This is a genomic window from Bacillus sp. M13(2017), assembly GCF_002218325.1.
Lineage (GTDB): Bacteria > Bacillota > Bacilli > Bacillales > Bacillaceae_G > Bacillus_A > Bacillus_A thuringiensis_K.
Window position 1 is genome coordinate 158,083 of the sequence record NZ_KZ268503.1, and the last position, 20,426, is coordinate 178,508.

Genomic DNA, 20,426 nt, shown 5'->3' on the forward strand with positions numbered 1-20,426 from the left:
AGTCATGTAAGACTGGTCTTTCTATTTAGATACTAAATTATCAAGCTTCCAATATGTATCTGTTAACGGCGCTGCTTTGCTATCTATGTATAAATACATATTATTTAAATCTTTTGGTGAAGTTTTCATATTAAATTCAATGTCAGTAGTTAAAGAAAATTCAGATGGAACTTTTTTAGCATTTTCATTTTGTATAACTTTACCTTCGTATTTTTCACCCGTTTTGTCATCTTTTATGAAATATTTTATTTCTGAAAGATCTATCGTTTGTCCGTCAACACGAGCGTTATTTATAGTAACGCGAGCTGTGAGACGCCACTCTTTGTCTATTTTTTCGAATTTAGCATTTTCAACAGTTGCTCTATAGTATTCGTTTTTAAATATTTCCCCATAGTGCATTGCATTCTTTTCGAGAGCGCTCTTTTCTTGTTTTGATGTAGTATTGCTATTACATCCTGTTAATATTCCAGTAAATAATAATGCTGTACATGTCGTTTTGATTAATGGTTTCATAGTAATCCCTTTCTGTATTAAAAAGTAAAACATAGGAATAATTTTACATCAATAGGAAGGTGAATGGAAGTGTTTTTGCGTAATATACAGATATATATTTATTTGGTTGTCAAGTTAACAGGATAGAAAGAGGGAGAAGACTGTATAAAACGGAATAAATAAGAATTGAAAATATTGTAAAATGGAAGAGGCATGCATATAATTAAAATAAAGTTTAAGTTTCTGAATCTTCAATAACGGTGGTGATGACATGTTTACTGAAGAGCGTCGAGAGAAAATTTTAGAGCTACTTAATACAGATGGAAGAGTAATCGCAAAGGATCTTGCGGAAAGATTTGATATGTCTATTGATTCTATAAGAAGAGATTTGTCTATTATGGAAAAGGATGGTTTATTAAAAAGAACGCACGGAGGTGCAATTGAACTTACGCGAGTGAGAAACTTAGCTGCGGAACCAGCTAAACGTTATAGTGATAGCTCAATGTATGAGGACACAATTGCAAGAGTTGCGGTATCTTATATACAAGAAGGTGATTCAATTTTTATTGGTGGGGCTTCCGTTCATAATGCGATGCTGAAATATTTACCAGAAGTATCATTTACGGTTATTACGAATTCTATAGAAATAGCTGGTTATCTACGAGAATATAAGAATATTGATACGTATTTAATTGGCGGAAAAGTAAAACCTTCAGGGAATATTACTGATACACTTGCCTCTGAATTGATAAGTAGATTTTCTATTGATCTTTATTTCTCTACAGGTGGAGGCATTTCATTACAAGGTATTAGTACTGCAACACCTGAAGTTGCTTATTTTAGTAAAAGAGTAAGTGAAATTGCTAGAAGAAATATTTGTTTAGTTCCACATAATAAACTTGGAATAGATTGTTTTATAAGAGGAGAGTCTCTAAAAGAAATTGACATTATTATAACTGACGAAGAGGCTAGTAAAGAAACTGTTCAGGACTTTGAGAAACAAGGTAAACAAGTTGTAATAGCGCCATTATATTGATTTGAAAGGAGTTTGACATGATTGTAAAAGAGCAAGAGTTTTATATAAATGGATTAACTTATACAATTCGTTCTGCAGCTGAGAAAGATGCTGAGCAGTTATCGAAAATTAGAGTTCAGATTGATGGAGAAACTGAAAATATGGATAGAGATGCTGGAGAGGGATTTATAGATAATCTAGGATTTCAAAAAATAATAAAAACAGATAGTGAAGAGACTAAGAATCTCTTTTTAGTTGCAGAAGTGCACAATCGAATCGTTGGATTTTCAAGATGTGAAGGATCAAATTTTAAGAGATTATCTCATAAAGTGGAGTTTGGCGTTTGCATTTTAAAAGAGTTTTGGGGATATAGAATGGGGAAGAGCCTATTACAACAATCTATTAAATGGGCTGACGAAAATGCAGTGAATAAAATATCTTTACAAGTATTAGAGACAAACGAGAAAGCTATTCATCTTTATAAAAAATTAGGTTTTGAAGTAGAAGGCATTTTGAAAAATGACAAAAGACTATCGGATGGAAAGTATTATAATACGGTAGTGATGGGAAGATTTACTAATACTTTTCATGAAAGAGGTGAAGAAGTATGTTTTACAGAAGGAAGTACTATGTAGTGAAAAATGAATTCATAGAAGTATTTAATGATCATTTCAATCACACAAACTTACCTAATCAGTTAAAGCATGGTTCTAGGCTAATAGGACGCTGGATGAAAGATAATAAGAATGGTACGTATGAAGTATTTGCCATATGGGAATATGATAGTTATGAACAGTATAAAGAAATAGAATCGAAAATTAGAAGTGACGAGAGGCATATTAAAAGAATACATGAACGGTATGAAAAACATGGTGGGAAAGAATATGTTTTACAGGAGTACATAGTAGAGATGAAAAATGAAGAGTTAGTATGTACTGTAAAGTAATAGAGGGGTGAGGGATAATAGGAATGAAAACAAAATTATATTTTAGTTTAGCATCCACTATTTTATTTGCAATAGCCGTGATTGTTTTCTTTATAAATGGTAATCCACAAAAGTGGTTTTGGTTATGTATTTTCTTTGCGTCCATTATACAAAATATAGTGCTACTAAAAAAGAATAAAGAAATGCATTAGGATATTCAAATTATTAACATATTTGTGTCGTCTTTCTAGTTTTATTGAAAACGCTTTTATTCAGTTTTATAATAAAAGTATGTTTTATAAATCTCCAAAACAATTAAAAGGGAGATGATACAATGTTAGCTTCACCGTTTTACTTACATACATGGAAAAAGTTTATTGATGAAGGAGTCCTTGATTCGAACCGTATAAACGAAAGAATTTCAGAATCATGGTACCGATGTAAACAAGCAAATGTGAATCCTCATATGAGTAAAGGTCAGAAAATTTTGTCTTCTGTTTTTTTTCAAGAACAAAAGAAAAAGAGTGAAATTTTCCTTGATATAGCATTACCTCAAATACAAAATATGAGAAAAACCATTGATGAACTACAAATGATGGCATTATTAATCGATCCAGATGGTTATGTTCTATCGTTAAGTGGAAATAAACAAACGTTAAAGCGAGCGAAACATATTAATTTTATTGAAGGTGTAAAATGGACGGAAGCAGCTGTTGGCACAAATGCAATTGGAACAGCGCTAGAAATTGAAGAAGCTATTATGATAAGTGGTACTGAACATTACTCCGTGGTATCTCATAGCTGGAGTTGTGCGGCCGCTCCCATTCATAACGATGACGGGAAATTAATTGGTGTTCTAAATTTCTCATGTCCAATTGAATTTTCGCATCCATATATGCTCGGTATGGTAACTTCAATGGCACATGCAATAGAACGTGAATGTAGCATAAGAGTTCATCAAAATGAATTACACTTAATCCATCGTTTTTTAGATGTCATTGATAGTGATGAACAAGTAGTTATTTGTAATCATCGAGATGTTATCGTTTCTGCGAGTAAGAGCGTTCGTGAACGAATAAATAATTGGTCAAGAATGAAACTTGAAGAGTTAATGTACCATGGATTGGAAACTAAATTAGAGATACCAGTATATAGTAATGAAAGAATGATCGGGAAATGTATGTATTTAAAGGAAAATAAACAAATGAATACATATTCTGCTCTCACATTTATAAAAGGGATTACTTTTTCAGGAGTTACCGGGACAAGCAGAGCATTTCAACACACACTAGAAGAAATTAAGCTTGTTTCACCGACTGATGCTAGTGTGTATGTATGTGGTGAGACAGGAGTAGGAAAGGAATATGTTGCGAGAGCGATTCATGAAAATAGTCCAAGAAAAGACGGGCCCTTTATAGCTGTTAACTGCGGTTCTTTGCCTAAAGAATTAATGGAAAGTGAATTGTTCGGTTATGCTGAAGGTGCATTTACAGGTGCGCGACGTCAAGGATATAAAGGGAAATTTGAACAAGCAAACGGAGGAACATTATTTTTAGATGAAATTGGTGAAGTACCACCAGAGATGCAAGTAGCATTATTGCGTGTTTTACAAGAACGCACAATAACTCCAATTGGGAGTTCAAAATTGGTACCAGTAAATATTCGTATTATTACTGCCACACATAAAGATTTACTACGGTTAGTAGAAGAAGGGAAATTCCGTCAAGATTTATATTATCGTTTGCACGTTTATCCGTTATATGTTCCATCGTTAATAGAAAGAAAAGAGGATATCCCATATTTTATACAACACTTTTGCGAACAGAAGAATTGGAATGTTGTATTTCCAAAGAGTATATACAATCAATTTTTACAACATACATGGCCCGGAAATATTCGGGAACTAGTAAATGTATTAGAACGCATTTACATTTTGTCGCAAGGACGGGAAATATGCGAAAAACAAGTAGCTTTTTTGTTACAAACAATGAGGGGAAATCAACAACAACTTGAGTTACAAGTTGAAAATAAAACAGAAGATACATTACATTTTCGCGAAAAAATACAGCGTGATAGCATGATTGAAGCATTACAAAAGACAAATGGAAATGTTTCGTTAGCTGCAAAACTATTAAATGTACCCCGTAGTACATTTTATAAACGAATGCAAAAATATAAGTTATAAAGTAGATTTTTGCAATCTACTTTTTCTTTGTGGGCTCATGTTCTGTCGGAATGTGCGCTTACCGGGGAAATAATAGAATTGTTAGAAATTAATTTCCGGAAGGGGGACTTATGTGAAGTATATTGAAATTGGCATCGGGAATAGGTGGTTTGTTCGAACGGAAACTGAAAATAAAGATGGGACTGAATTTGAAGAACGAGGTATTATAAAACCTATTTATTTTGAGTCTTTATACGTACGTATTTGGTTTCGGAAAACTTGTTTTATTTTTGATACGAAAGAGGGTTTTAAGAAAGATAAGAAGAGAAGGGTTGAATATAAATTTATTGTTGGAATTGTAAGTAGACTGAATAAAGAAAAAGTGGGCTAACATGCGTAGTTATATTGGACAGGAAATTCTTTTGACTTATATCAAATTCATGAAAAGCACATTTACTAAATATAAATTGTTAATAAAACCGCTAAGAAAACTTAGCGGTTTCTTTTTAAAAAGGGAGGGTTTGCGTATGAATAGGATCGTAACTGTTTTACTTGCAATTATTATAATGGGGTATTCCATTTATAGTTGGAATGATACTTCGGAACTGAGTATGCTAATTTTACAAACGCTTTTAGGGTTTATGTTAGTTAGCTTAGGCGTGCAAAATTTTAAAAATAAAGAAAATAAAAGTATGGGCATCGCTTGACTACTCGTTGCGTTATATTTAATTGTTGTATTGTTAGTAAAACATTTTGCATGAATAAGTATTTAAATTATTTATTCATGATTTTCTTATTACGAAAAATATTCTCGCAATAAAAGTTAAAATTCCACTTGTATTTCACTATATAAAATATGGCATAATGATTTAGTTAAATAGAAATGGATAGGGTATTTGAGAGGGGCAGTATAATGAGTTTTGCAATTGAAATAGTAATAAAAGCACCAATGGATATTGTATGTGACTATATAATAGAAGATGAAAAAATAAAAGAATGGAATACGTTTATAATAGAAAATCGCTATCCTTCAAATATGGATAAAGAGAATCCACGTGTAGGAGATAAATATATTTCTGTTCAAAAAGTAGGTAAGAAAACATTTGAGGCAGAAGTAGAAATTCTTGAATACGATACACCCCATATTATTTCACTAGGTAGTGAAATGAAGCAAGGATATTCAGCAATGACTTATATGTTAGAAGAAGATGAGGAAGGTACAGCACTAACATTAATTTCAGAATATGAACCTAGTAATTTTTATTATAAAATGATGTATAAGTTAACAGGCTGGATTTCACGAGGTTTAACTATAGAACAAATGGAACGTCTAGCAGAATGTGTAGAAGCTGCTTATCATAAAGAAGATTAATATTAAAAATATATTAAGGTAAAAGCGTTACTCAATCTCATGAGTAACGCTTTTACTGTTTGAAAATTTTTTCATTGAAAATCTCAATAGCTCTTTCATATATTTCTTTATAAACACAAAATCTTTCTGTTATCCAATAATTAAGTTCAGAAGATGTAATGATTTGTTCTCTTTTCTTACCTTGGAAATATCGTTTTAAAACATTATCATTAATAGAAGTTGGAATACCATCGATATAACCGAAAATCTGAATTTTCTTTAATACAGGAGATGTACGCCAATCGTTAGACCTTGAAATAAGTTCTTTCATATTTGATAAGTGTATTGGTTCTATGTGTAAGGTTTTTGTGGGACCTGGATTTCTAGTAATTTCAATCTTATTATTTGAGACTTCATAAGTGAAAGTTTCTCTTACATTACTTACTTGAAATGATTCATAAAGTGGGTAAGATTGGAATAAAGGTGCACAATAACCAACATCAACATAATAAGGTTGGTCTAAGTTAACCCGTAAGCATAAATGTCCGGGATCCATATACATATAATGAACATTAAAACCAAGATTTGATAATAACCAATGAAATCCAATTGAGTGCGTCCAACAAGTACCCCCGAGACCTTTTGTTGTAATACGGTATATGTATGTCTCAATGGAAGGAAAAAAATGACCTGTTTTATTACCTTTTTCCCAGTCAATTATTTTAGTAAGAGTTTCCCACTTTACTTTTTCTTGATGAGCTTTAATAAGTTCATTTAAAAACCTTAAGCTAGTATGCTGTTTTGTAGCACCTAAAAATGATAGAAAACTATTTATTAGTTGTTCTTGAGACATTTTCTTGTCCTTTCTATATAGGAATTGTTATTGGTATTATTATACAATAGATGTCAGGAAATAAAGGTATTTACTAATGAAGTGGGGGAGAATTTTATGTCTATGTCGCTATATTATAAAAAAATCCGTGAGCAATTAGGACATGAACTAATATTCATGCCAAGTGTAGCTGCTGTTATAAAAAATGGGCAGGGAGATATTTTGTTTCAATATCCTGGCGGGGAATACTGGAGTTTGCCAGCTGGAGCAATTGAACTTGGGGAAACTCCAGAAGAAGCAGTAATTCGGGAAGTTTGGGAAGAAACAGGATTGGAAGTACAAGTAAAAAAACAAAAAGGAGTATTTGGAGGAGAAAAGTACCGCCATATATATCCGAATGGTGATGAAGTAGAATATATTGTTGTTGTGTTTGAGTGTGAAGTTACTAGTGGCGAGTTGAAATCGATAGATGGTGAATCGTTAAAACTAAAATATTTCTCTTTATCTGAAAAGCCCCTTTTAGCATTGCCTTACCCAGATAAAATATTTTTATAGTTGTAAAATAGCACACCGTATTTATTGCAGGTGTGCTATTTATATAACCCCGTCGTATACATCTCCGTCAACGAATACACAATTTCCTCTAAGTTAATCTTTTTGTCGTTTTGCATAATAGTCCAAAGAAACGATTCATTCATCGCGAACCAACCGCGTGCTACAATCTCTTTATTTAAATTAGGTTGTGCCAATCCACTTTCTTGAGAGTATGTAATATCCTGTTTAATGCTTTTTATAAAACGTTCCCGAATCTCATCCCATTTTTGCCGTATTTCTCTTGATAATCCTATCGCTTCCTCTACAACTTGCAAAATAGCGCGTTCTTCATTTGCTAATTGCAGGAATGCTCTAACTTGATTTTGGATCATTATACGTGCTTCTTCTTTTGTTTGTGGAGAAAAAGAGCGTTCAGCGATATTATAAAAACGATTCATAACATCTTCCATTAAACTAATTAGGAAATCATCTTTGTTTTTGAAGTATACATATGCTGTACCATATCCGGTTTCTGCATGTTTAATAATTTGTGTAATTGTCGTTTTTTGAAATCCGTTACGTATAAAAATAGTGTAACCAGAGTGTAATAGTTTCTTCTTCGTTTCTAAGGAGCGGTGTTTTCTTGATGAAAGGGTACTGTTTTTCAAAGAATCACCTCTTTATACTGAAATATCTGAAAATATAACTGTATTGTAAAAGAAATTCATATATAAAGTCAACTGACATAATATCATTGACGTCGTATCAATTGAGGTGATATATTTCAATTAGTTAGAATAAAAAGAAAATTAAGAGAAGGTGACACCATGTATAAAGAACCATTTCAACCGAATTATGAATATGCGCTTGAATGTGATAAACATGATGAACTGAAAGATTTTCAAACTGAATTCTATAAAAAAGAAGGAACGATATATTTAGATGGAAACTCATTAGGACTACTTTCAAAAAGAGCAGAGAAATCGTTACTTATTTTGCTAGATTCATGGAAAGAGTATGGCATTGACGGCTGGACAGAGGGTGAGCATCCGTGGTTTTTTCTCTCGGAGAAATTAGGTGAGTTGACTGCACCTCTTATTGGAGCTTTACCAGAAGAAACCATTGTAACCGGTTCTACGACGACGAATATACACCAAGTGATTGCCACATTTTATGAGCCGAAAGGAATACGTACAAAAATTCTTGCGGATGAATTAACATTCCCATCAGATATATATGCACTTCAAAGTCAAATTCGTTTAAAAGGATTAGATCCAGATGAGCATTTAGTAAGAGTGAAAAGCAGAGATGGTAGAACACTTTCTGAAGAAGATATTATCCATGCGATGGAAGATGATATCGCTTTAATTTTATTACCTTCTGTTTTATATAGAAGTGGTCAAATTCTTGATATGAAACGTTTAACAACGGAAGCTCATAAATGCGGCATTCACATTGGATTTGATTTATGCCATTCAATAGGATCTATTCCGCATCATTTCAAAGATTGGGATGTCGATTTTGCTGTTTGGTGCAATTATAAATATTTAAATGCAGGACCGGGTAGTGTTGCAGGCCTTTATGTAAATAGTAAACATTTTAATAGACTGCCAGGATTGTCTGGATGGTTTAGTTCTAGAAAAGATAAACAGTTTGATATGGAGCATACATTAACAGCTGCTGATCATGCAGGTGCTTATCAAATTGGTACACCGCACGTATTAAGTACAGCACCATTAATTGGTTCACTTGAAATTTTCAAAGATGCTGGTATTGAACGTTTACGTGAGAAATCTTTATATATTACGAGATACATGCTGAATTTAATTGGACATGAATTAAAAGATTTCGAATTTACAATTGGAAATCCATTAGAGGATGAAAAACGAGGCGGGCACATTTATTTAGAGCATGCAGAAGCAGCACGTATATGTAAAGCACTAAAAGCAAATGGAGTAATTCCAGATTTTAGAGCGCCAAATGGGGTGAGACTTGTGCCGGTCGCTTTATATAACACATACGAAGAAGTGTGGAAATCTGTACAAATATTAAAGAAAATTATGAAAAATGAAGAGTATAAGCAGTTTGAAAATAAGCGAGAGGTTGTGGCATAAATATGAAAACATCAGAGTGGATTGATATTTCACAACCGCTAAATAATAATATTGCAACGTGGCCAGGAGACACACCGTTCTCGTATGAAGTTTCATGGTCAAAAGAAGAAAGTGGCTCAGTAAATGTCGGAAAGTTAACGATGAGTATTCATACAGGCACTCATATTGATGCACCATTTCATTTTGATAATGATGGAAAGAAAGTATTGGATTTAGATGTTCAAGTTTATGTTGGCCCAGCACGGATTATTGACGTTTCTAATCTTGAAAGCATCGGGAAAAAGGAATTAGAAAGCTTTCATTTAGAAGGTGTAGAACGATTATTATTACGTACATCTTCACATGGAAAAGCTGAAGAATTTCCAGAGGTGATCCCTCATTTACGTGCAGACATAGCGTCGTTTCTTTCAGAGAAAGGTATTCGTTTAATCGGAGTAGATGTACCATCAGTTGATCCGCTAGATGATAAAGAATTAGCAGCGCATCATCAATTATTTAAACATGGAATTCATATTTTAGAAAATGTCGTACTAGATCATGTAGCAGACGGTGATTATGAACTTATTGCATTACCACTTGCATTAACTGATGCAGATGGAAGTCCAGTTCGAGCCGTTATTAGACCAATATAAGTAGAATCATATAAAAGGGGCGTTTGGCTAATATGAAAGAAAATGAAAAAGTAATTATGGAAAAAGGGATTCATACGGATTTTAAAGAGAATATGACGTATGGGGAGTATTTACAATTAGATAGTTTACTATCTTCTCAAAAAAGATTATCGGACCATCATGATGAAATGTTATTTATCGTTATTCACCAAGCAAGTGAGCTTTGGATGAAGCTCATTTTACATGAGCTAAATGCGGCGGTTGAATCTATTAAACAAGATAAATTACAACCAGCTTTTAAAATGTTAGCACGTGTATCAAAAATTCAGTCTCAAATTATTCAATCTTGGGATATTCTTGCGACATTAACACCATCAGAATATATTGAGTTTCGTGATTCACTCGGTCAAGCTTCAGGTTTTCAATCGTATCAATATCGTATGATTGAGTATGCACTTGGCTATAAAACGCCACACGCATTAAAAATTTATGAAAAGGATCCAGAATTACATGCACGACTTCATAAAGCGCTACATGAACCAAGTCTATATGATGTCGCGATTCAAGCATTAGTAAAAGAAGGATTCCCTATTCATAAAGATGTGTTAAACCGTGATATTACGCAGCCTTATGAAGAAGATGCAACAGTAGAAGCAGCATGGTTGGAAGTGTATGCGGATGTGAAAAAATATTGGAATTTATATCAGCTTGCTGAAAAATTGATTGATATTGAAGACTGGCTACAACAATGGCGTTTCCGTCATATGAAAACAGTAGAAAGAATTATTGGGCATAAAATGGGTACAGGTGGATCCTCCGGTGTTTCTTATTTAAAGCGAGTACTTGATCAACAATTCTTCCCAGAGCTTTGGAATGTTCGTACGAAATTATAAAAATAAACCTGTCAGTTCATTATGGCTGACAGGTTTATTTTTATTTGAGCACAATTATGTTTAAAATGAAGGAACAAGATATAATAAATGGAGTAACTATTTAAATGGAGGTAAAGTTTTTGGATTTCAAGCAACTAGAAAATAAATTCGAAAAGAAAAAAGTGAATACATTTCTTGTTTATCAAAAAGGGGAATTAACAACTGAGTATTATAAAACACCCGAATGTGCAAATAACTTATATAAAATAAATTCGATTACAAAAAGTATCGTATCTTTATTAATTGGTATTGCAATTGATAAGGGCTATATAAATGATATACATACATCAATTACAGAGTGGATTGAAAATGTACCTGGGGAAAAACATGATTTAACGCTATATCACTTATTAACAATGACTACTGGTGAGGACTGGAAAGAGTTTGGGAATGGAGTAGTATTCCCAAATGACTTTGTAGAATCAGAGAACTGGGTACAGTACATATTAGAAAAGCCAATAATTGAAGAACCTGCTACAAAAATGAATTATAATTCAGGTTCTTCTCATTTACTGAGCTATATTATTCAAGAAGCTACTGGAATTTCGACAGAGCGGTTTGCAAAGAAATATTTATTTGATCCATTAAAAATTAACGAATACGAGTGGCAACAAGATCCGCAGGGTATATATGTAGGTGGCTTCGGTATGAAAATGAAATCTACCGATTTATTAAAATTAGGAAAATTATGTTTACAAAATGGATATTGGAATGGGAAAGAAATTGTATCAGCGCAATGGTTAGAAGAGTCAAGCAGGGCGCAATTTGAAACATATGAACATGTCGGCGCATATGGCTATCACTGGTGGGTATTACATAACGAAAGATTTCACATACCGTATTGTATATATTTTGCTATGGGATATGGCGGACAATACATTGTTATCATTCCTCAATTAGAAGTAGTAGCTATTATAAGTAGTCATATGCCAAAACGTGGGCTCGTTCCATTAAAACTATTTATTGAGCATGTACAGGGAAACTCCAATTATATATAAGAAAAGGAGGGAATGTATGAGGGATGAAAAAACTTTATCTTTATTTAGATTCTGTTTAAGTCTTCTAGTATGTAGCGCCATTATTACGCAATTCATAATTAGGGCACAAGTGAAGCCGTTTAATCCAGTTAACTTTTTTAGTTTCTTCACTATCGAAAGTAACATTTTAGTTGCATGTATTCTCCTTTTAAGTAGTATCGTAACAGCTACATTTGGTCGCTCAGAGCAGTTTGGTATACTTCGTGGTGCAGCAACGGTATACATACTTACGACTGGACTCATTTATTTTTTATTATTAAGAGGGTTAGAAGAATCACTTCAAACGGCAATACCATGGGTAAATACTGTGCTACATTATATCATGCCGATTACAATGCTTTTAGATTGGATTTTAAATCCACCTATTAAGAAAATCACTTGGAAACAATCTGCAAGTTGGCTCTTATTCCCGTTTTTTTATGTGGTATATAGCTTAGTACGTGGTCCAATCGTGAATTGGTATCCATATCCGTTTTTAGATCCAAGAATAGGTGGGTATGGTAAAGTACTTTTATACAGTATAGGGATAGCAGTTGTAATTGGCGCTATTTGTATATTGGTAAGATTTTTAGGGAATCGAAACTTTAGAAAAGAATTTTAGAAATGCAAGAACCCCCACTGTGTCTGTTTTTAACAGTGGGGGTTTCACTTTATCTACTCGTCTTCTGAAACGACATCTTTATAAATTTCTCCGTCTTTGTTTCAAATTCTACATCAACAAAAACACCATATTCTTTTCCATCTTCACGTAACCACAATTTAAATTTTTCAACAGTTATTTGAACTGTTTTGGGTTTTCTACCTATATGAAGATAGTCAATAATTTCTGCTTTTGGGTATTGTTCTTTCGTCTTTTCTACGGCTAGCTTACCCCATTTGGCATACGGTGGCTGCGCATGAACAATTGATGAGCCTGTATATATATTTGAACATGTTGTTAGGAACAGAATGACAAGTGCGACACGCTTTAACAATTTCTTCATGATGAACTCCTTTTATCTTTTTTGTATATTGTTTACATATTTTTTCAACGATATTAGTTTGGATTTTTTTGTCTTCTTTACATAAAAGCGAGGCTTTTACAAAACATAACCAAGAAATCATTTCCGTAATTAAGGAGGAAAAATTATGCGTCAAAAGGCTATTTTTAAAATAGCAGTTTTACTTGCGTTCATAGGGCTGTCTTTAATGGTCAGTAGTATACAACTAAAGAATGTAGAAGCTTTTTCTAATCAAGTCATTCAAAGAGGGGCATCTGGCGAAGATGTCATTGAACTGCAATCTCGTTTGAAATATAACGGATTTTATACGGGAAAAGTGGATGGTGTTTTCGGATGGGGTACATACTGGGCACTTCGGAATTTTCAAGAGAAATTCGGATTACCCGTTGATGGTTTAGCTGGAGCTAAAACGAAGCAAATGCTCGTGAAGGCAACGAAGTATGACAAGTCAACTGCTAATAAAGGGACGACAACGAATAAAGGAAATAGTGGTGGCACTGCACAGGAGAATAAACCACCTCAAAATAAAGGGACAAATGTTCCGAACGGTTATTCTCAAAATGATATTCAGCTTATGGCAAACGCAGTATACGGGGAATCACGTGGTGAACCGTATTTAGGACAAGTTGCAGTAGCTGCTGTTATTTTAAATCGTGTTACAAGTGCGTCGTTCCCAAATACTGTTTCAGGTGTAATCTTTGAGCCTAGAGCATTTACAGCGGTAGCCGATGGACAAATATATTTAACGCCAAATGAAACAGCAAAAAAAGCAGTTTTAGATGCGATTAACGGATGGGATCCAACAGGAAATGCTTTATATTATTTCAATCCAGATACTGCGACTAGTAAATGGATTTGGACTCGTCCACAAATTAAAAAAATCGGTAAACATATTTTCTGTAAATAGAGTGGAGGTGGGACAATGTTAAGAGGTATTATCATTGTATTATTAACAGTCGGTGTAGTAGGAACAGGATACTGGGGCTATAAAGAGCACCAAGAGAAAAATGCGGTTTTAATTCGAGCGGAAAATAGTTATCAACGTGCATTCCATGATTTAGCATACGAAGTCGATTTATTGCACGATAAAATTGGTACAACACTTGCGATGAATTCACGATCATCTTTATCACCTGCACTAGCGGATGTATGGCGTTTAACATCTGAAGCTCGCTCGGATGTAGGGCAACTTCCTTTAACATTAATGCCATTTAATAAAACGGAAGAATTTTTAGCGAATATCGGTGATTTTAGTTACCGTGCAGCCATTCGTGATTTAGAAAAAGAACCGTTAAATGAGCAAGAATATAAAACGTTGCAAACTTTATATTCAAATGCAGGAAATATACAAGATGAACTAAGAAAAGTACAACATCTTGTTTTGAAAAATAATTTACGCTGGATGGATGTAGAAATGGCACTTGCATCAAATCGCGATCCAGCAGATAACACAATTATTGATGGATTGAAAACTGTAGAGAAAAACGTAACATCATATTCTTCTACAAACTTCGGACCGACCTTTACAAGTGCGCAAAAAAATAAAAAAGGTGGATTTGAAGCGGAAGGAAAGGCAATTTCTAAAGATGAAGCGGCGAAAATTGCCAAATCGTTTTTGAATTTAAAAGGAAATGAAAAAGTAGATGTTGAGAAAAGCGGAAAAGGTGCGAAAGAATCCTTCTATAGTGTGAAAATTAAAGATGAAGCAACGAACAATGAGTTCTATATGGATATTACCGGAAAAGGCGGATATCCAATTTGGGTTATGAATAACCGCGAAATTAAAGAACAGAAAGTTAGTTTAAACGATGCAGGTAGTAAAGGTTTGAAATTTTTAAAGGACCATAAGTTTAATAATATGGAGCTTTATGATAGCTCTCAATATGATAATGTTGGTGTATTTACGTATGTAGTAAATGAAAATGGAGTACGAATTTATCCAGAAGCAATCCAAATGAAAATTGCTTTAGATGATGGTTCTATCGTTGGGTTCTCCGCAAAAGAATACTTAGCGTCACATCAAAAGCGAACAGTTCCATCGGCAAAGCTAACTGCAGCAGAAGCAAGAAAGAAAATCAATCCGGATGTAAAAGTTATGGAAGAACGTAAAGCTTTAGTAGTCAATGATTTGCATAATGAAGTACTTTGCTATGAATTTATAGGTACTTTAGGAAAAGATACGTATCAAATATTCATTAATGCTAATAGCGGGGCCGAGGAAAAGGTAAAGAAAATGCAAGCTGTTGAAAAAATTTATGATTAAACCTTAATAGTGAAGTGGTGAAAATAATGAAAACTCTAATATATATATTGATGCTTTGCTTCGTTATAACTGGATGCAGTATTGGAAAAAAAGACAATCCAAACGAAAAGTCGGAACAAAAAAATGTTTCAATGAAAAATGTTAATTATACGAATAAATCAAATAAGCCAAATGAAAAAGCAGCAGATCATTTAGCATCTTTAGCAGCAAGTTTGCCAGGTGTGAATGATGCAACAGCGGTCGTTTTTGGAAAATATGCTATTGTAGGTATAGACGTAAAAGCAAAACTTGATCGAACTCGTGTTGAATCAATTAAATACTCTGTTGCAGAAAGTTTAAAAAATGACCCTGACGGTGCTAATGCAGTCGTTGTAGCAGATGTTGATACGTATGAACGCCTAAAACAAATTGGAAAGCAAATTAAAAAAGGAAAAACAGGTGAAGGTATACTAGATGAATTAGCGGCTATTGTGGGCCGAGTAATGCCACAAGTTCCAAATGATATGATTGAAAATAGAGAAACGAATCCAATTAAAGATAATGATAAACAATTACCAAAAGATGAAGAACAAGAGTTAAGAAAAGAACAGGATGATCAATCAAATAATCATTTGAATAAATGAAATTAACCTCGTACTTAATTGTACGAGGTTTTTGAATGTAATATTAAATATTCAGTTTATTTTCAAGGGAATATATGGTTTAATTATGATGGGAGGGACAACTGTTATGATGAAAAAAAGCGCATGTATATTGTTTAGTTTATGCTTAGGTTTCAGTATGACAGCGTGTGAACAGAGAAAAGAAGTGAAAAATCAAACAGCAACTTCTTCTACTGTGATGGAAAGGCAACAGAAAGATTCTATTAATATAAATCATTTCTCGAACATAAATGAAGGAATGACTTATACAGAAGTGAAAGATTTAATTGGTTTTGAAGGGGATTTACTTATAGAAGAAGGGGTAGAACATTCTACACAAATTAAACAAATTTTTGCTTGGAAAGGAAACGATCCAAATTCATTTGTTGAAATTACCTTTTTAGATGGAAGAGTGCATTCAAAAGCACAGCAAGGTATAAGTTAATAAGCTAAAAAATGGGAGAGTTTAGCATGAACATACACACAGGGGAAATTCAATTAGTTCCGTATAAGGAGAAATATAAAGAAGTTATACAAACATTTACTTTACCAAGTGAACAAGTCCAGTTTACATCAGATCCAAGCGCATTACTGGAGAAAGCAAAAAGTGATCGTACAAAAAACGTGATTGTTATTTTAGATTACAACGGGTTACCTGTTGGTCTTTTCGCATTGCAAACAGGAGATAGAGTAAAGAAGTTCACTGATAATGAGGATGCTTTACTTTTAACATCATTTTCTATTAATCACAATAGACAAAGAAAAGGATACGCTAAAAATTCATTGTTATTATTAGAAGAGTTTGTAAAACGTTATTTTCCAATAAAAAATGAAGTTGTACTTGCTGTGAATGAAAGAAATATTCCTGCACAAAATTTATATGCAAAAGTCGGCTTCCAAGATAAAGGTTTTAGGAGAATGGGGCCAATTGGCCAACAAATAATAATGCATTTACCTATAATGGAATAACGAGATAAAAAACTTACTCTTGAATATTCATGTAGTAGGTTTTTTTATTTTAACAATATATAATATATGTATATAAAATGAAACAGAAATGAAGGATATAAAAAATGAATCAAGATAGAAAATGGTATATTGTTGGGGGAAGAGTGATTAAAACTGGGATTGCAGTTTTTCTTACAGTGTTAGTTTGTGAATTTTTTAACATCCCAACTATTTTTGCTGTAATAACAGCAATTGTTACAATTGAACCAACTGCAACAGACTCAATAAAAAAAGGACTTATTCGCTTTCCGGCCTCAACAATTGGATCGGCATATGCCATGACTTTCACATTTTTCCTAGACCACCAAGCAATTTCTTATGCATTAGCTGCAATGTTTACGATCGTTACATGTCAAAAACTAAGGTTACACGCGGGAACTTTAACTGCTGTAGCTATGATTCCAATTACGGCAGATCATTATTTTACTGCATTTTTAATTCGTTTAGCTACTACATCTACTGGTATTATAGTATCTACTTTAGTGAATTTTTTCATTTTTCCACCCCACTATACGAAAACGATTTTTGGATGCACAGAGGATCTATTTGCTAAAACAGCAAATATTATGGAAGAATGGATTGCTGCATTAGTTGCAGGAAAAGGTATGAAAAATGAGACTGCTCAGGATTTATCTAAATTGACTTTATTATTGCATAAGGCGATACAATTTGTTCAATATGAGCAGAAAGATTGGAAATATCATCAACATACAAAGAAGGAAATGCGAAGCTTTTTAACTATGCAGAAGCAACTTCATATATTACAACAAATCATTTACCATATAGATAATTTAGCTCGAGTGTCAATTGAGACTTGTGACTGGTCACAAAGTGAAAAGGAAATATTACAACGAACAATTCATTCTATAATTGCTATATTGAGAAACCGTTGTAATGAAATTAATGAGGAACATTTTAAACTTATTGCTGAATTAGACAAGCAATTTTGGAGTTATAAAAATGATTTAAAAGATTATAAACCAAATCATTATCATCACCATTTTTCAAGTGAATCTATTATTTTATTTGAGGTATTATCTATTCATGATATGTTAGAAGAATTAAAACAAATATCCGAGAAATATGTGTGGGAAAACCGATTCAATTGATAAGTTCATTTTACTGTGGGGGGGATAATATGACACTTTATATTGCATTACTAAGAGGAATCAATGTCGGTGGCCATAAAGTAATCAAAATGGCTGATTTAAAACGAGTGTTTGAATCAATAGGGTTAAAACAAGTGAAAACATATATACAAAGTGGTAATATTGTGTTCGAATCTGAGGAAGGTATAAACTTTCTAAAGGACCGAATACAATCTGAAATAAAAAAAGAATTTGATTTCGATGTTCCAGTCATGCTAAGAACACATGATGAATTTATAAATATTATTAAACAATGTCCATATGAAGTTCATTCATTGTTAGAAGGAGAAAGTGTTCATATTGCTTTTTTAGCTAATGTACTTTCTGAAGAAGAGAGTAGTCAATTGCTTACATTTAAAAGTGAACTTGAAGATTGCTATATAGATGAGAAGGTCGTTTATTTATTTTTCAAAAATAGCATTCGAAATTCTAAATTAATGAACCAGTTTCAGAAGTTACATACACCAGCTACAGTTAGGAATTGGCGGACTGTGAATAAATTAAAAGCAATTGTAGAGAGTATGTAAATATAAAAAGATGAGGTTTTCTACATGTAGAAAACCTCATCTTTTTACTTATATTGTTTTGCAACTATGAGTTCGACAATAGGATAAATAAAGAATGAAGAGCAAATTGCGATGAACAGGGGGAGGTTTTTTACTCCATCTAAATTAGCCCCCATAGAAAATCCTTCGGAGAAGATTAATAAAAGGAACATTACAACTACAAGCACAAAATACGCAATTTTAAAGCTTTTATATGTAATTTGTTGTCCCATCTCATCTTGACTTTCTTCTGACACACCGCGGGGATCTCCCCATGTAATATGATTAAGGAGGTAGCTAAGTATTAAAGCGCTTGAGAAAATGGTTCCACCTAAAATTACACCTTCATTGATGTATTTATAGGTACCATGTATAAGGACTGCGACTAATGATAAAACGATTGTTATTAAAATGAATTTATTACGATTCATATTAGAACAACACCTCCACTATTGTAAAAAACTATTTACAACTATAGTATAAAATTTGGAAAGTTTTGTGTCAAATATTTTTTACACGCAATGCGTAATTATGTAATATCTTGTTTTTGTAATGAGTAAAAAATTACAATACATTTGAATGTAAAAGAATGGGCTCGCATATATTTGGAAGGGATGTCAGATTAATTTAGGGGGTAGTTATGTCTATACTTTTAAAGGCTGGTGCAGATGCAGGAAACAACGGTTTGAAGTTAATGGTGAAAGGGCAAGACCCTATTTTTATTCCGAGTATTTATTCTTTATATATAGGTGAGCCTACAGGACTCTTAGATGAGGTAGATGTCTCATTATCTGAATTAGAAAACCACATTGATGTGACTATAAGTTCGCCATCGTTAATGTTAAATAATGTACGATACATCGTTGGAGAAAAAGTTATTCAAGATCAATTAAAAGGTACTGAGGTAGAGAAGAAATCGAATAAGTCGACTGATGAGTTAATGGTTATTACAATTCTATCAGGTTTAGCTGTAAGCGCTATGCGTCAAAGTCCAACTTCTAGTCATATTAATATTCGTTATGATTTATCTGTCGCTCTTCCTATGCAGCTTATTACACAAGAAATAGCTGCTGAAAATGCAAAACGTTATATGGGAAATCATAAGGTTATTTTCCATTATCCGAACGGACGTGATGTGACAATTAATGTTTCAATTGAGTATTGTAAATGCCTGCCTGAGGGTGCTTCTGGGACGTGGGGCATTGTATACGATGAAGAAGGAAATGTTGTGAAACATAAAATAGAATGTGAACAAAATAAAGTGTCAGAAATTGATTTTGTTGATAAAACACTATTATCTTTTGATATTGGCGCAGGGACGACAGAAGAAGTAGTATCACTAGGCGTAAACTTTAGACCACAACTAAGTAAGGGTTTATCGTATGGTGTGAAAGAAACGTTACTACAAATTATTACGAGATGGAACCGGAAGTATCCAACAAAGACAATTGATAGTATTACAGAGTTCAATCAAATTTATTTAAATGATAAACACCCTAGAAATGCATTATTAGTTGAGGAATCACAACCAGCATTATTAGGTTTAGCAGCGCGCGTTGCAACGGATATTATAAACAAAATTGATGATATGAAAGACGATCCATACGTGTTTATTTATGGCGGGGGTGCAGTAATTATTAAAAACAGTTTAAAAATGATTTTAAAGCAAAAAGGACGACTCAAAAATGTAATCTTTGTAGATAATCCGTTATTTACAAATGCACGAGGATTATTAGTATATACTTGTTCACCAAAATATAGAGAGCATAAGCAAAAAGAGTTAGGATTTACAAACTTAACGATAAGTTAGTTG

25 protein-coding genes and 1 pseudogene are annotated in these 20,426 nt (G+C 33.1%); 21 read left to right on the top strand and 5 right to left on the bottom strand.

The window, feature by feature from the left end; translation table 11 throughout:
* Nucleotides 1-21: 21 nt before the first annotated feature.
* Nucleotides 22-513 (bottom strand): hypothetical protein, encoded by a 492-nt coding sequence (locus tag CGQ22_RS12600; protein ID WP_000803254.1) that lies wholly within the window; start codon nucleotides 511-513, stop codon nucleotides 22-24.
* 250 nt (nucleotides 514-763) lie between these two features.
* Here CGQ22_RS12600 and CGQ22_RS12605 point away from each other — a divergent pair, with 250 nt between their 5' ends.
* From CGQ22_RS12605 to CGQ22_RS12640, 7 genes are all read left to right on the top strand, one after another.
* A complete protein-coding gene (locus CGQ22_RS12605) occupies nucleotides 764-1,528 on the top strand; it encodes a DeoR/GlpR family DNA-binding transcription regulator (protein WP_089148765.1) in 765 nt (254 codons plus the stop codon).
* Between the two features lie 17 nt (nucleotides 1,529-1,545).
* Entirely contained in the window at nucleotides 1,546-2,142 is a 597-nt protein-coding gene (locus tag CGQ22_RS12610; protein WP_000635684.1) for a GNAT family N-acetyltransferase, read from the top strand.
* On the top strand, nucleotides 2,115-2,453 hold the full coding sequence (locus CGQ22_RS12615) for an NIPSNAP family protein (protein ID WP_000499984.1): 339 nt from the start codon (nucleotides 2,115-2,117) through the stop codon (nucleotides 2,451-2,453). The genes CGQ22_RS12610 and CGQ22_RS12615 overlap by 28 nt, the downstream gene beginning before the upstream one ends.
* Nucleotides 2,454-2,766: 313 nt before the next feature.
* On the top strand, nucleotides 2,767-4,617 hold the full coding sequence (locus tag CGQ22_RS12625; RefSeq protein WP_089148766.1) for a sigma-54-dependent Fis family transcriptional regulator: 1,851 nt from the start codon (nucleotides 2,767-2,769) through the stop codon (nucleotides 4,615-4,617).
* A gap of 112 nt (nucleotides 4,618-4,729) precedes the next feature.
* Nucleotides 4,730-4,987: a DUF3977 family protein gene (locus CGQ22_RS12630; protein ID WP_000873842.1), complete on the top strand. Its 258-nt coding sequence runs from the start codon at nucleotides 4,730-4,732 to the stop codon at nucleotides 4,985-4,987.
* A 136-nt stretch (nucleotides 4,988-5,123) separates the two neighbouring features.
* Complete coding sequence (locus CGQ22_RS31425) at nucleotides 5,124-5,303, top strand: DUF3953 domain-containing protein (protein WP_139032764.1); 180 nt, start codon at nucleotides 5,124-5,126, stop codon at nucleotides 5,301-5,303.
* 206 nt (nucleotides 5,304-5,509) lie between these two features.
* On the top strand, nucleotides 5,510-5,968 hold the full coding sequence (locus CGQ22_RS12640; RefSeq protein ID WP_000006414.1) for an SRPBCC domain-containing protein: 459 nt from the start codon (nucleotides 5,510-5,512) through the stop codon (nucleotides 5,966-5,968).
* 27 nt (nucleotides 5,969-5,995) lie between these two features.
* On the opposite strand, the pseudogene CGQ22_RS12645 reads toward CGQ22_RS12640, so the two are convergent.
* A pseudogene (locus tag CGQ22_RS12645) lies at nucleotides 5,996-6,800 on the bottom strand (arylamine N-acetyltransferase family protein).
* 96 nt (nucleotides 6,801-6,896) lie between these two features.
* Here CGQ22_RS12645 and CGQ22_RS12650 point away from each other — a divergent pair.
* Nucleotides 6,897-7,334 carry an NUDIX hydrolase gene (locus tag CGQ22_RS12650; RefSeq protein ID WP_089148768.1) on the top strand — a complete coding sequence of 146 codons (438 nt, stop codon included), beginning with the start codon at nucleotides 6,897-6,899 and terminating at the stop codon, nucleotides 7,332-7,334.
* A gap of 35 nt (nucleotides 7,335-7,369) precedes the next feature.
* On the opposite strand, the gene CGQ22_RS12655 is transcribed toward CGQ22_RS12650, so the two are convergent.
* Nucleotides 7,370-7,981, bottom strand: coding sequence for a TetR/AcrR family transcriptional regulator (locus CGQ22_RS12655; protein WP_000798546.1), 612 nt, complete (start codon nucleotides 7,979-7,981; stop codon nucleotides 7,370-7,372).
* Nucleotides 7,982-8,140: 159 nt separating this feature from the next.
* Between CGQ22_RS12655 and kynU the strand changes: the two genes are divergently transcribed.
* From kynU to CGQ22_RS12680, 5 genes are all read left to right on the top strand, one after another.
* Complete coding sequence (gene kynU, locus CGQ22_RS12660) at nucleotides 8,141-9,427, top strand: kynureninase (protein ID WP_089148769.1); 1,287 nt, start codon at nucleotides 8,141-8,143, stop codon at nucleotides 9,425-9,427.
* A 2-nt stretch (nucleotides 9,428-9,429) separates the two neighbouring features.
* On the top strand, nucleotides 9,430-10,059 hold the full coding sequence (kynB, locus tag CGQ22_RS12665; protein WP_000858074.1) for an arylformamidase: 630 nt from the start codon (nucleotides 9,430-9,432) through the stop codon (nucleotides 10,057-10,059).
* A gap of 32 nt (nucleotides 10,060-10,091) precedes the next feature.
* Nucleotides 10,092-10,931, top strand: a complete 840-nt coding sequence (gene kynA / locus CGQ22_RS12670; protein WP_000661973.1) for a tryptophan 2,3-dioxygenase — start codon at nucleotides 10,092-10,094, stop codon at nucleotides 10,929-10,931.
* A gap of 119 nt (nucleotides 10,932-11,050) precedes the next feature.
* Nucleotides 11,051-11,968 carry a serine hydrolase domain-containing protein gene (locus CGQ22_RS12675; RefSeq protein WP_000346249.1) on the top strand — a complete coding sequence of 306 codons (918 nt, stop codon included), beginning with the start codon at nucleotides 11,051-11,053 and terminating at the stop codon, nucleotides 11,966-11,968.
* Nucleotides 11,969-11,984: 16 nt separating this feature from the next.
* On the top strand, nucleotides 11,985-12,608 hold the full coding sequence (locus CGQ22_RS12680) for a Pr6Pr family membrane protein (protein ID WP_001204114.1): 624 nt from the start codon (nucleotides 11,985-11,987) through the stop codon (nucleotides 12,606-12,608).
* 49 nt (nucleotides 12,609-12,657) lie between these two features.
* Here CGQ22_RS12680 and CGQ22_RS12685 read toward each other — a convergent pair whose 3' ends face one another.
* Nucleotides 12,658-12,990 (bottom strand): DUF3889 domain-containing protein, encoded by a 333-nt coding sequence (locus CGQ22_RS12685; RefSeq protein ID WP_000734902.1) that lies wholly within the window; start codon nucleotides 12,988-12,990, stop codon nucleotides 12,658-12,660.
* A gap of 145 nt (nucleotides 12,991-13,135) precedes the next feature.
* Between CGQ22_RS12685 and sleB the strand changes: the two genes are divergently transcribed.
* The 7 genes from sleB to CGQ22_RS12720 all read left to right on the top strand — a co-directional run bounded on the left by sleB (nucleotide 13,136) and on the right by CGQ22_RS12720 (nucleotide 18,595).
* Nucleotides 13,136-13,915, top strand: coding sequence for a spore cortex-lytic enzyme (sleB, locus tag CGQ22_RS12690; RefSeq protein WP_001249053.1), 780 nt, complete (start codon nucleotides 13,136-13,138; stop codon nucleotides 13,913-13,915).
* A 15-nt stretch (nucleotides 13,916-13,930) separates the two neighbouring features.
* A complete protein-coding gene (gene ypeB, locus CGQ22_RS12695) occupies nucleotides 13,931-15,271 on the top strand; it encodes a germination protein YpeB (protein ID WP_000943726.1) in 1,341 nt (446 codons plus the stop codon).
* Between the two features lie 26 nt (nucleotides 15,272-15,297).
* Nucleotides 15,298-15,894: a YhcN/YlaJ family sporulation lipoprotein gene (locus tag CGQ22_RS12700; RefSeq protein ID WP_000854058.1), complete on the top strand. Its 597-nt coding sequence runs from the start codon at nucleotides 15,298-15,300 to the stop codon at nucleotides 15,892-15,894.
* Between the two features lie 106 nt (nucleotides 15,895-16,000).
* A complete protein-coding gene (locus CGQ22_RS12705; protein WP_000976443.1) occupies nucleotides 16,001-16,357 on the top strand; it encodes a hypothetical protein in 357 nt (118 codons plus the stop codon).
* Between the two features lie 11 nt (nucleotides 16,358-16,368).
* Nucleotides 16,369-16,881, top strand: coding sequence for a GNAT family N-acetyltransferase (locus tag CGQ22_RS12710; protein ID WP_003301495.1), 513 nt, complete (start codon nucleotides 16,369-16,371; stop codon nucleotides 16,879-16,881).
* 104 nt (nucleotides 16,882-16,985) lie between these two features.
* Complete coding sequence (locus CGQ22_RS12715; protein WP_089148770.1) at nucleotides 16,986-18,029, top strand: aromatic acid exporter family protein; 1,044 nt, start codon at nucleotides 16,986-16,988, stop codon at nucleotides 18,027-18,029.
* A gap of 29 nt (nucleotides 18,030-18,058) precedes the next feature.
* Entirely contained in the window at nucleotides 18,059-18,595 is a 537-nt protein-coding gene (locus CGQ22_RS12720; RefSeq protein ID WP_000177389.1) for a DUF1697 domain-containing protein, read from the top strand.
* A gap of 44 nt (nucleotides 18,596-18,639) precedes the next feature.
* Here CGQ22_RS12720 and CGQ22_RS12725 read toward each other — a convergent pair whose 3' ends face one another.
* A complete protein-coding gene (locus CGQ22_RS12725; RefSeq protein ID WP_001081360.1) occupies nucleotides 18,640-19,044 on the bottom strand; it encodes a hypothetical protein in 405 nt (134 codons plus the stop codon).
* A 209-nt stretch (nucleotides 19,045-19,253) separates the two neighbouring features.
* On the opposite strand from CGQ22_RS12725, the gene CGQ22_RS12730 reads away from it, so the two are divergent.
* The gene (locus CGQ22_RS12730) at nucleotides 19,254-20,423 is read left to right on the top strand and encodes a ParM/StbA family protein (protein ID WP_000025621.1); all 1,170 of its coding nucleotides are present in this window, start codon (nucleotides 19,254-19,256) and stop codon (nucleotides 20,421-20,423) included.
* Nucleotides 20,424-20,426: the final 3 nt, after the last annotated feature.

Excerpts from the sequence above, each read along its gene's own strand:
- sleB (WP_001249053.1), top strand. The coding sequence starts at position 13,136 with ATGCGTCAAAAGGCTATTTTTAAAATAGCAGTTTTACTTGCGTTCATA.
- CGQ22_RS12600 (WP_000803254.1), bottom strand. The coding sequence starts at position 513 with ATGAAACCATTAATCAAAACGACATGTACAGCATTATTATTTACTGGA.
- CGQ22_RS12720 (WP_000177389.1), top strand. The coding sequence starts at position 18,059 with ATGACACTTTATATTGCATTACTAAGAGGAATCAATGTCGGTGGCCAT.
- kynB (WP_000858074.1), top strand. The coding sequence starts at position 9,430 with ATGAAAACATCAGAGTGGATTGATATTTCACAACCGCTAAATAATAAT.
- CGQ22_RS12685 (WP_000734902.1), bottom strand. The coding sequence starts at position 12,990 with ATGAAGAAATTGTTAAAGCGTGTCGCACTTGTCATTCTGTTCCTAACA.
- CGQ22_RS12640 (WP_000006414.1), top strand. The coding sequence starts at position 5,510 with ATGAGTTTTGCAATTGAAATAGTAATAAAAGCACCAATGGATATTGTA.
- CGQ22_RS12680 (WP_001204114.1), top strand. The coding sequence starts at position 11,985 with ATGAGGGATGAAAAAACTTTATCTTTATTTAGATTCTGTTTAAGTCTT.
- ypeB (WP_000943726.1), top strand. The coding sequence starts at position 13,931 with ATGTTAAGAGGTATTATCATTGTATTATTAACAGTCGGTGTAGTAGGA.
- CGQ22_RS12605 (WP_089148765.1), top strand. The coding sequence starts at position 764 with ATGTTTACTGAAGAGCGTCGAGAGAAAATTTTAGAGCTACTTAATACA.
- CGQ22_RS31425 (WP_139032764.1), top strand. The coding sequence starts at position 5,124 with ATGAATAGGATCGTAACTGTTTTACTTGCAATTATTATAATGGGGTAT.
- kynA (WP_000661973.1), top strand. The coding sequence starts at position 10,092 with ATGAAAGAAAATGAAAAAGTAATTATGGAAAAAGGGATTCATACGGAT.
- kynU (WP_089148769.1), top strand. The coding sequence starts at position 8,141 with ATGTATAAAGAACCATTTCAACCGAATTATGAATATGCGCTTGAATGT.
- CGQ22_RS12700 (WP_000854058.1), top strand. The coding sequence starts at position 15,298 with ATGAAAACTCTAATATATATATTGATGCTTTGCTTCGTTATAACTGGA.
- CGQ22_RS12715 (WP_089148770.1), top strand. The coding sequence starts at position 16,986 with ATGAATCAAGATAGAAAATGGTATATTGTTGGGGGAAGAGTGATTAAA.
- CGQ22_RS12615 (WP_000499984.1), top strand. The coding sequence starts at position 2,115 with ATGTTTTACAGAAGGAAGTACTATGTAGTGAAAAATGAATTCATAGAA.
- CGQ22_RS12730 (WP_000025621.1), top strand. The coding sequence starts at position 19,254 with ATGTCTATACTTTTAAAGGCTGGTGCAGATGCAGGAAACAACGGTTTG.
- CGQ22_RS12610 (WP_000635684.1), top strand. The coding sequence starts at position 1,546 with ATGATTGTAAAAGAGCAAGAGTTTTATATAAATGGATTAACTTATACA.
- CGQ22_RS12710 (WP_003301495.1), top strand. The coding sequence starts at position 16,369 with ATGGGAGAGTTTAGCATGAACATACACACAGGGGAAATTCAATTAGTT.
- CGQ22_RS12650 (WP_089148768.1), top strand. The coding sequence starts at position 6,897 with ATGTCTATGTCGCTATATTATAAAAAAATCCGTGAGCAATTAGGACAT.
- CGQ22_RS12725 (WP_001081360.1), bottom strand. The coding sequence starts at position 19,044 with ATGAATCGTAATAAATTCATTTTAATAACAATCGTTTTATCATTAGTC.
- CGQ22_RS12705 (WP_000976443.1), top strand. The coding sequence starts at position 16,001 with ATGATGAAAAAAAGCGCATGTATATTGTTTAGTTTATGCTTAGGTTTC.
- CGQ22_RS12625 (WP_089148766.1), top strand. The coding sequence starts at position 2,767 with ATGTTAGCTTCACCGTTTTACTTACATACATGGAAAAAGTTTATTGAT.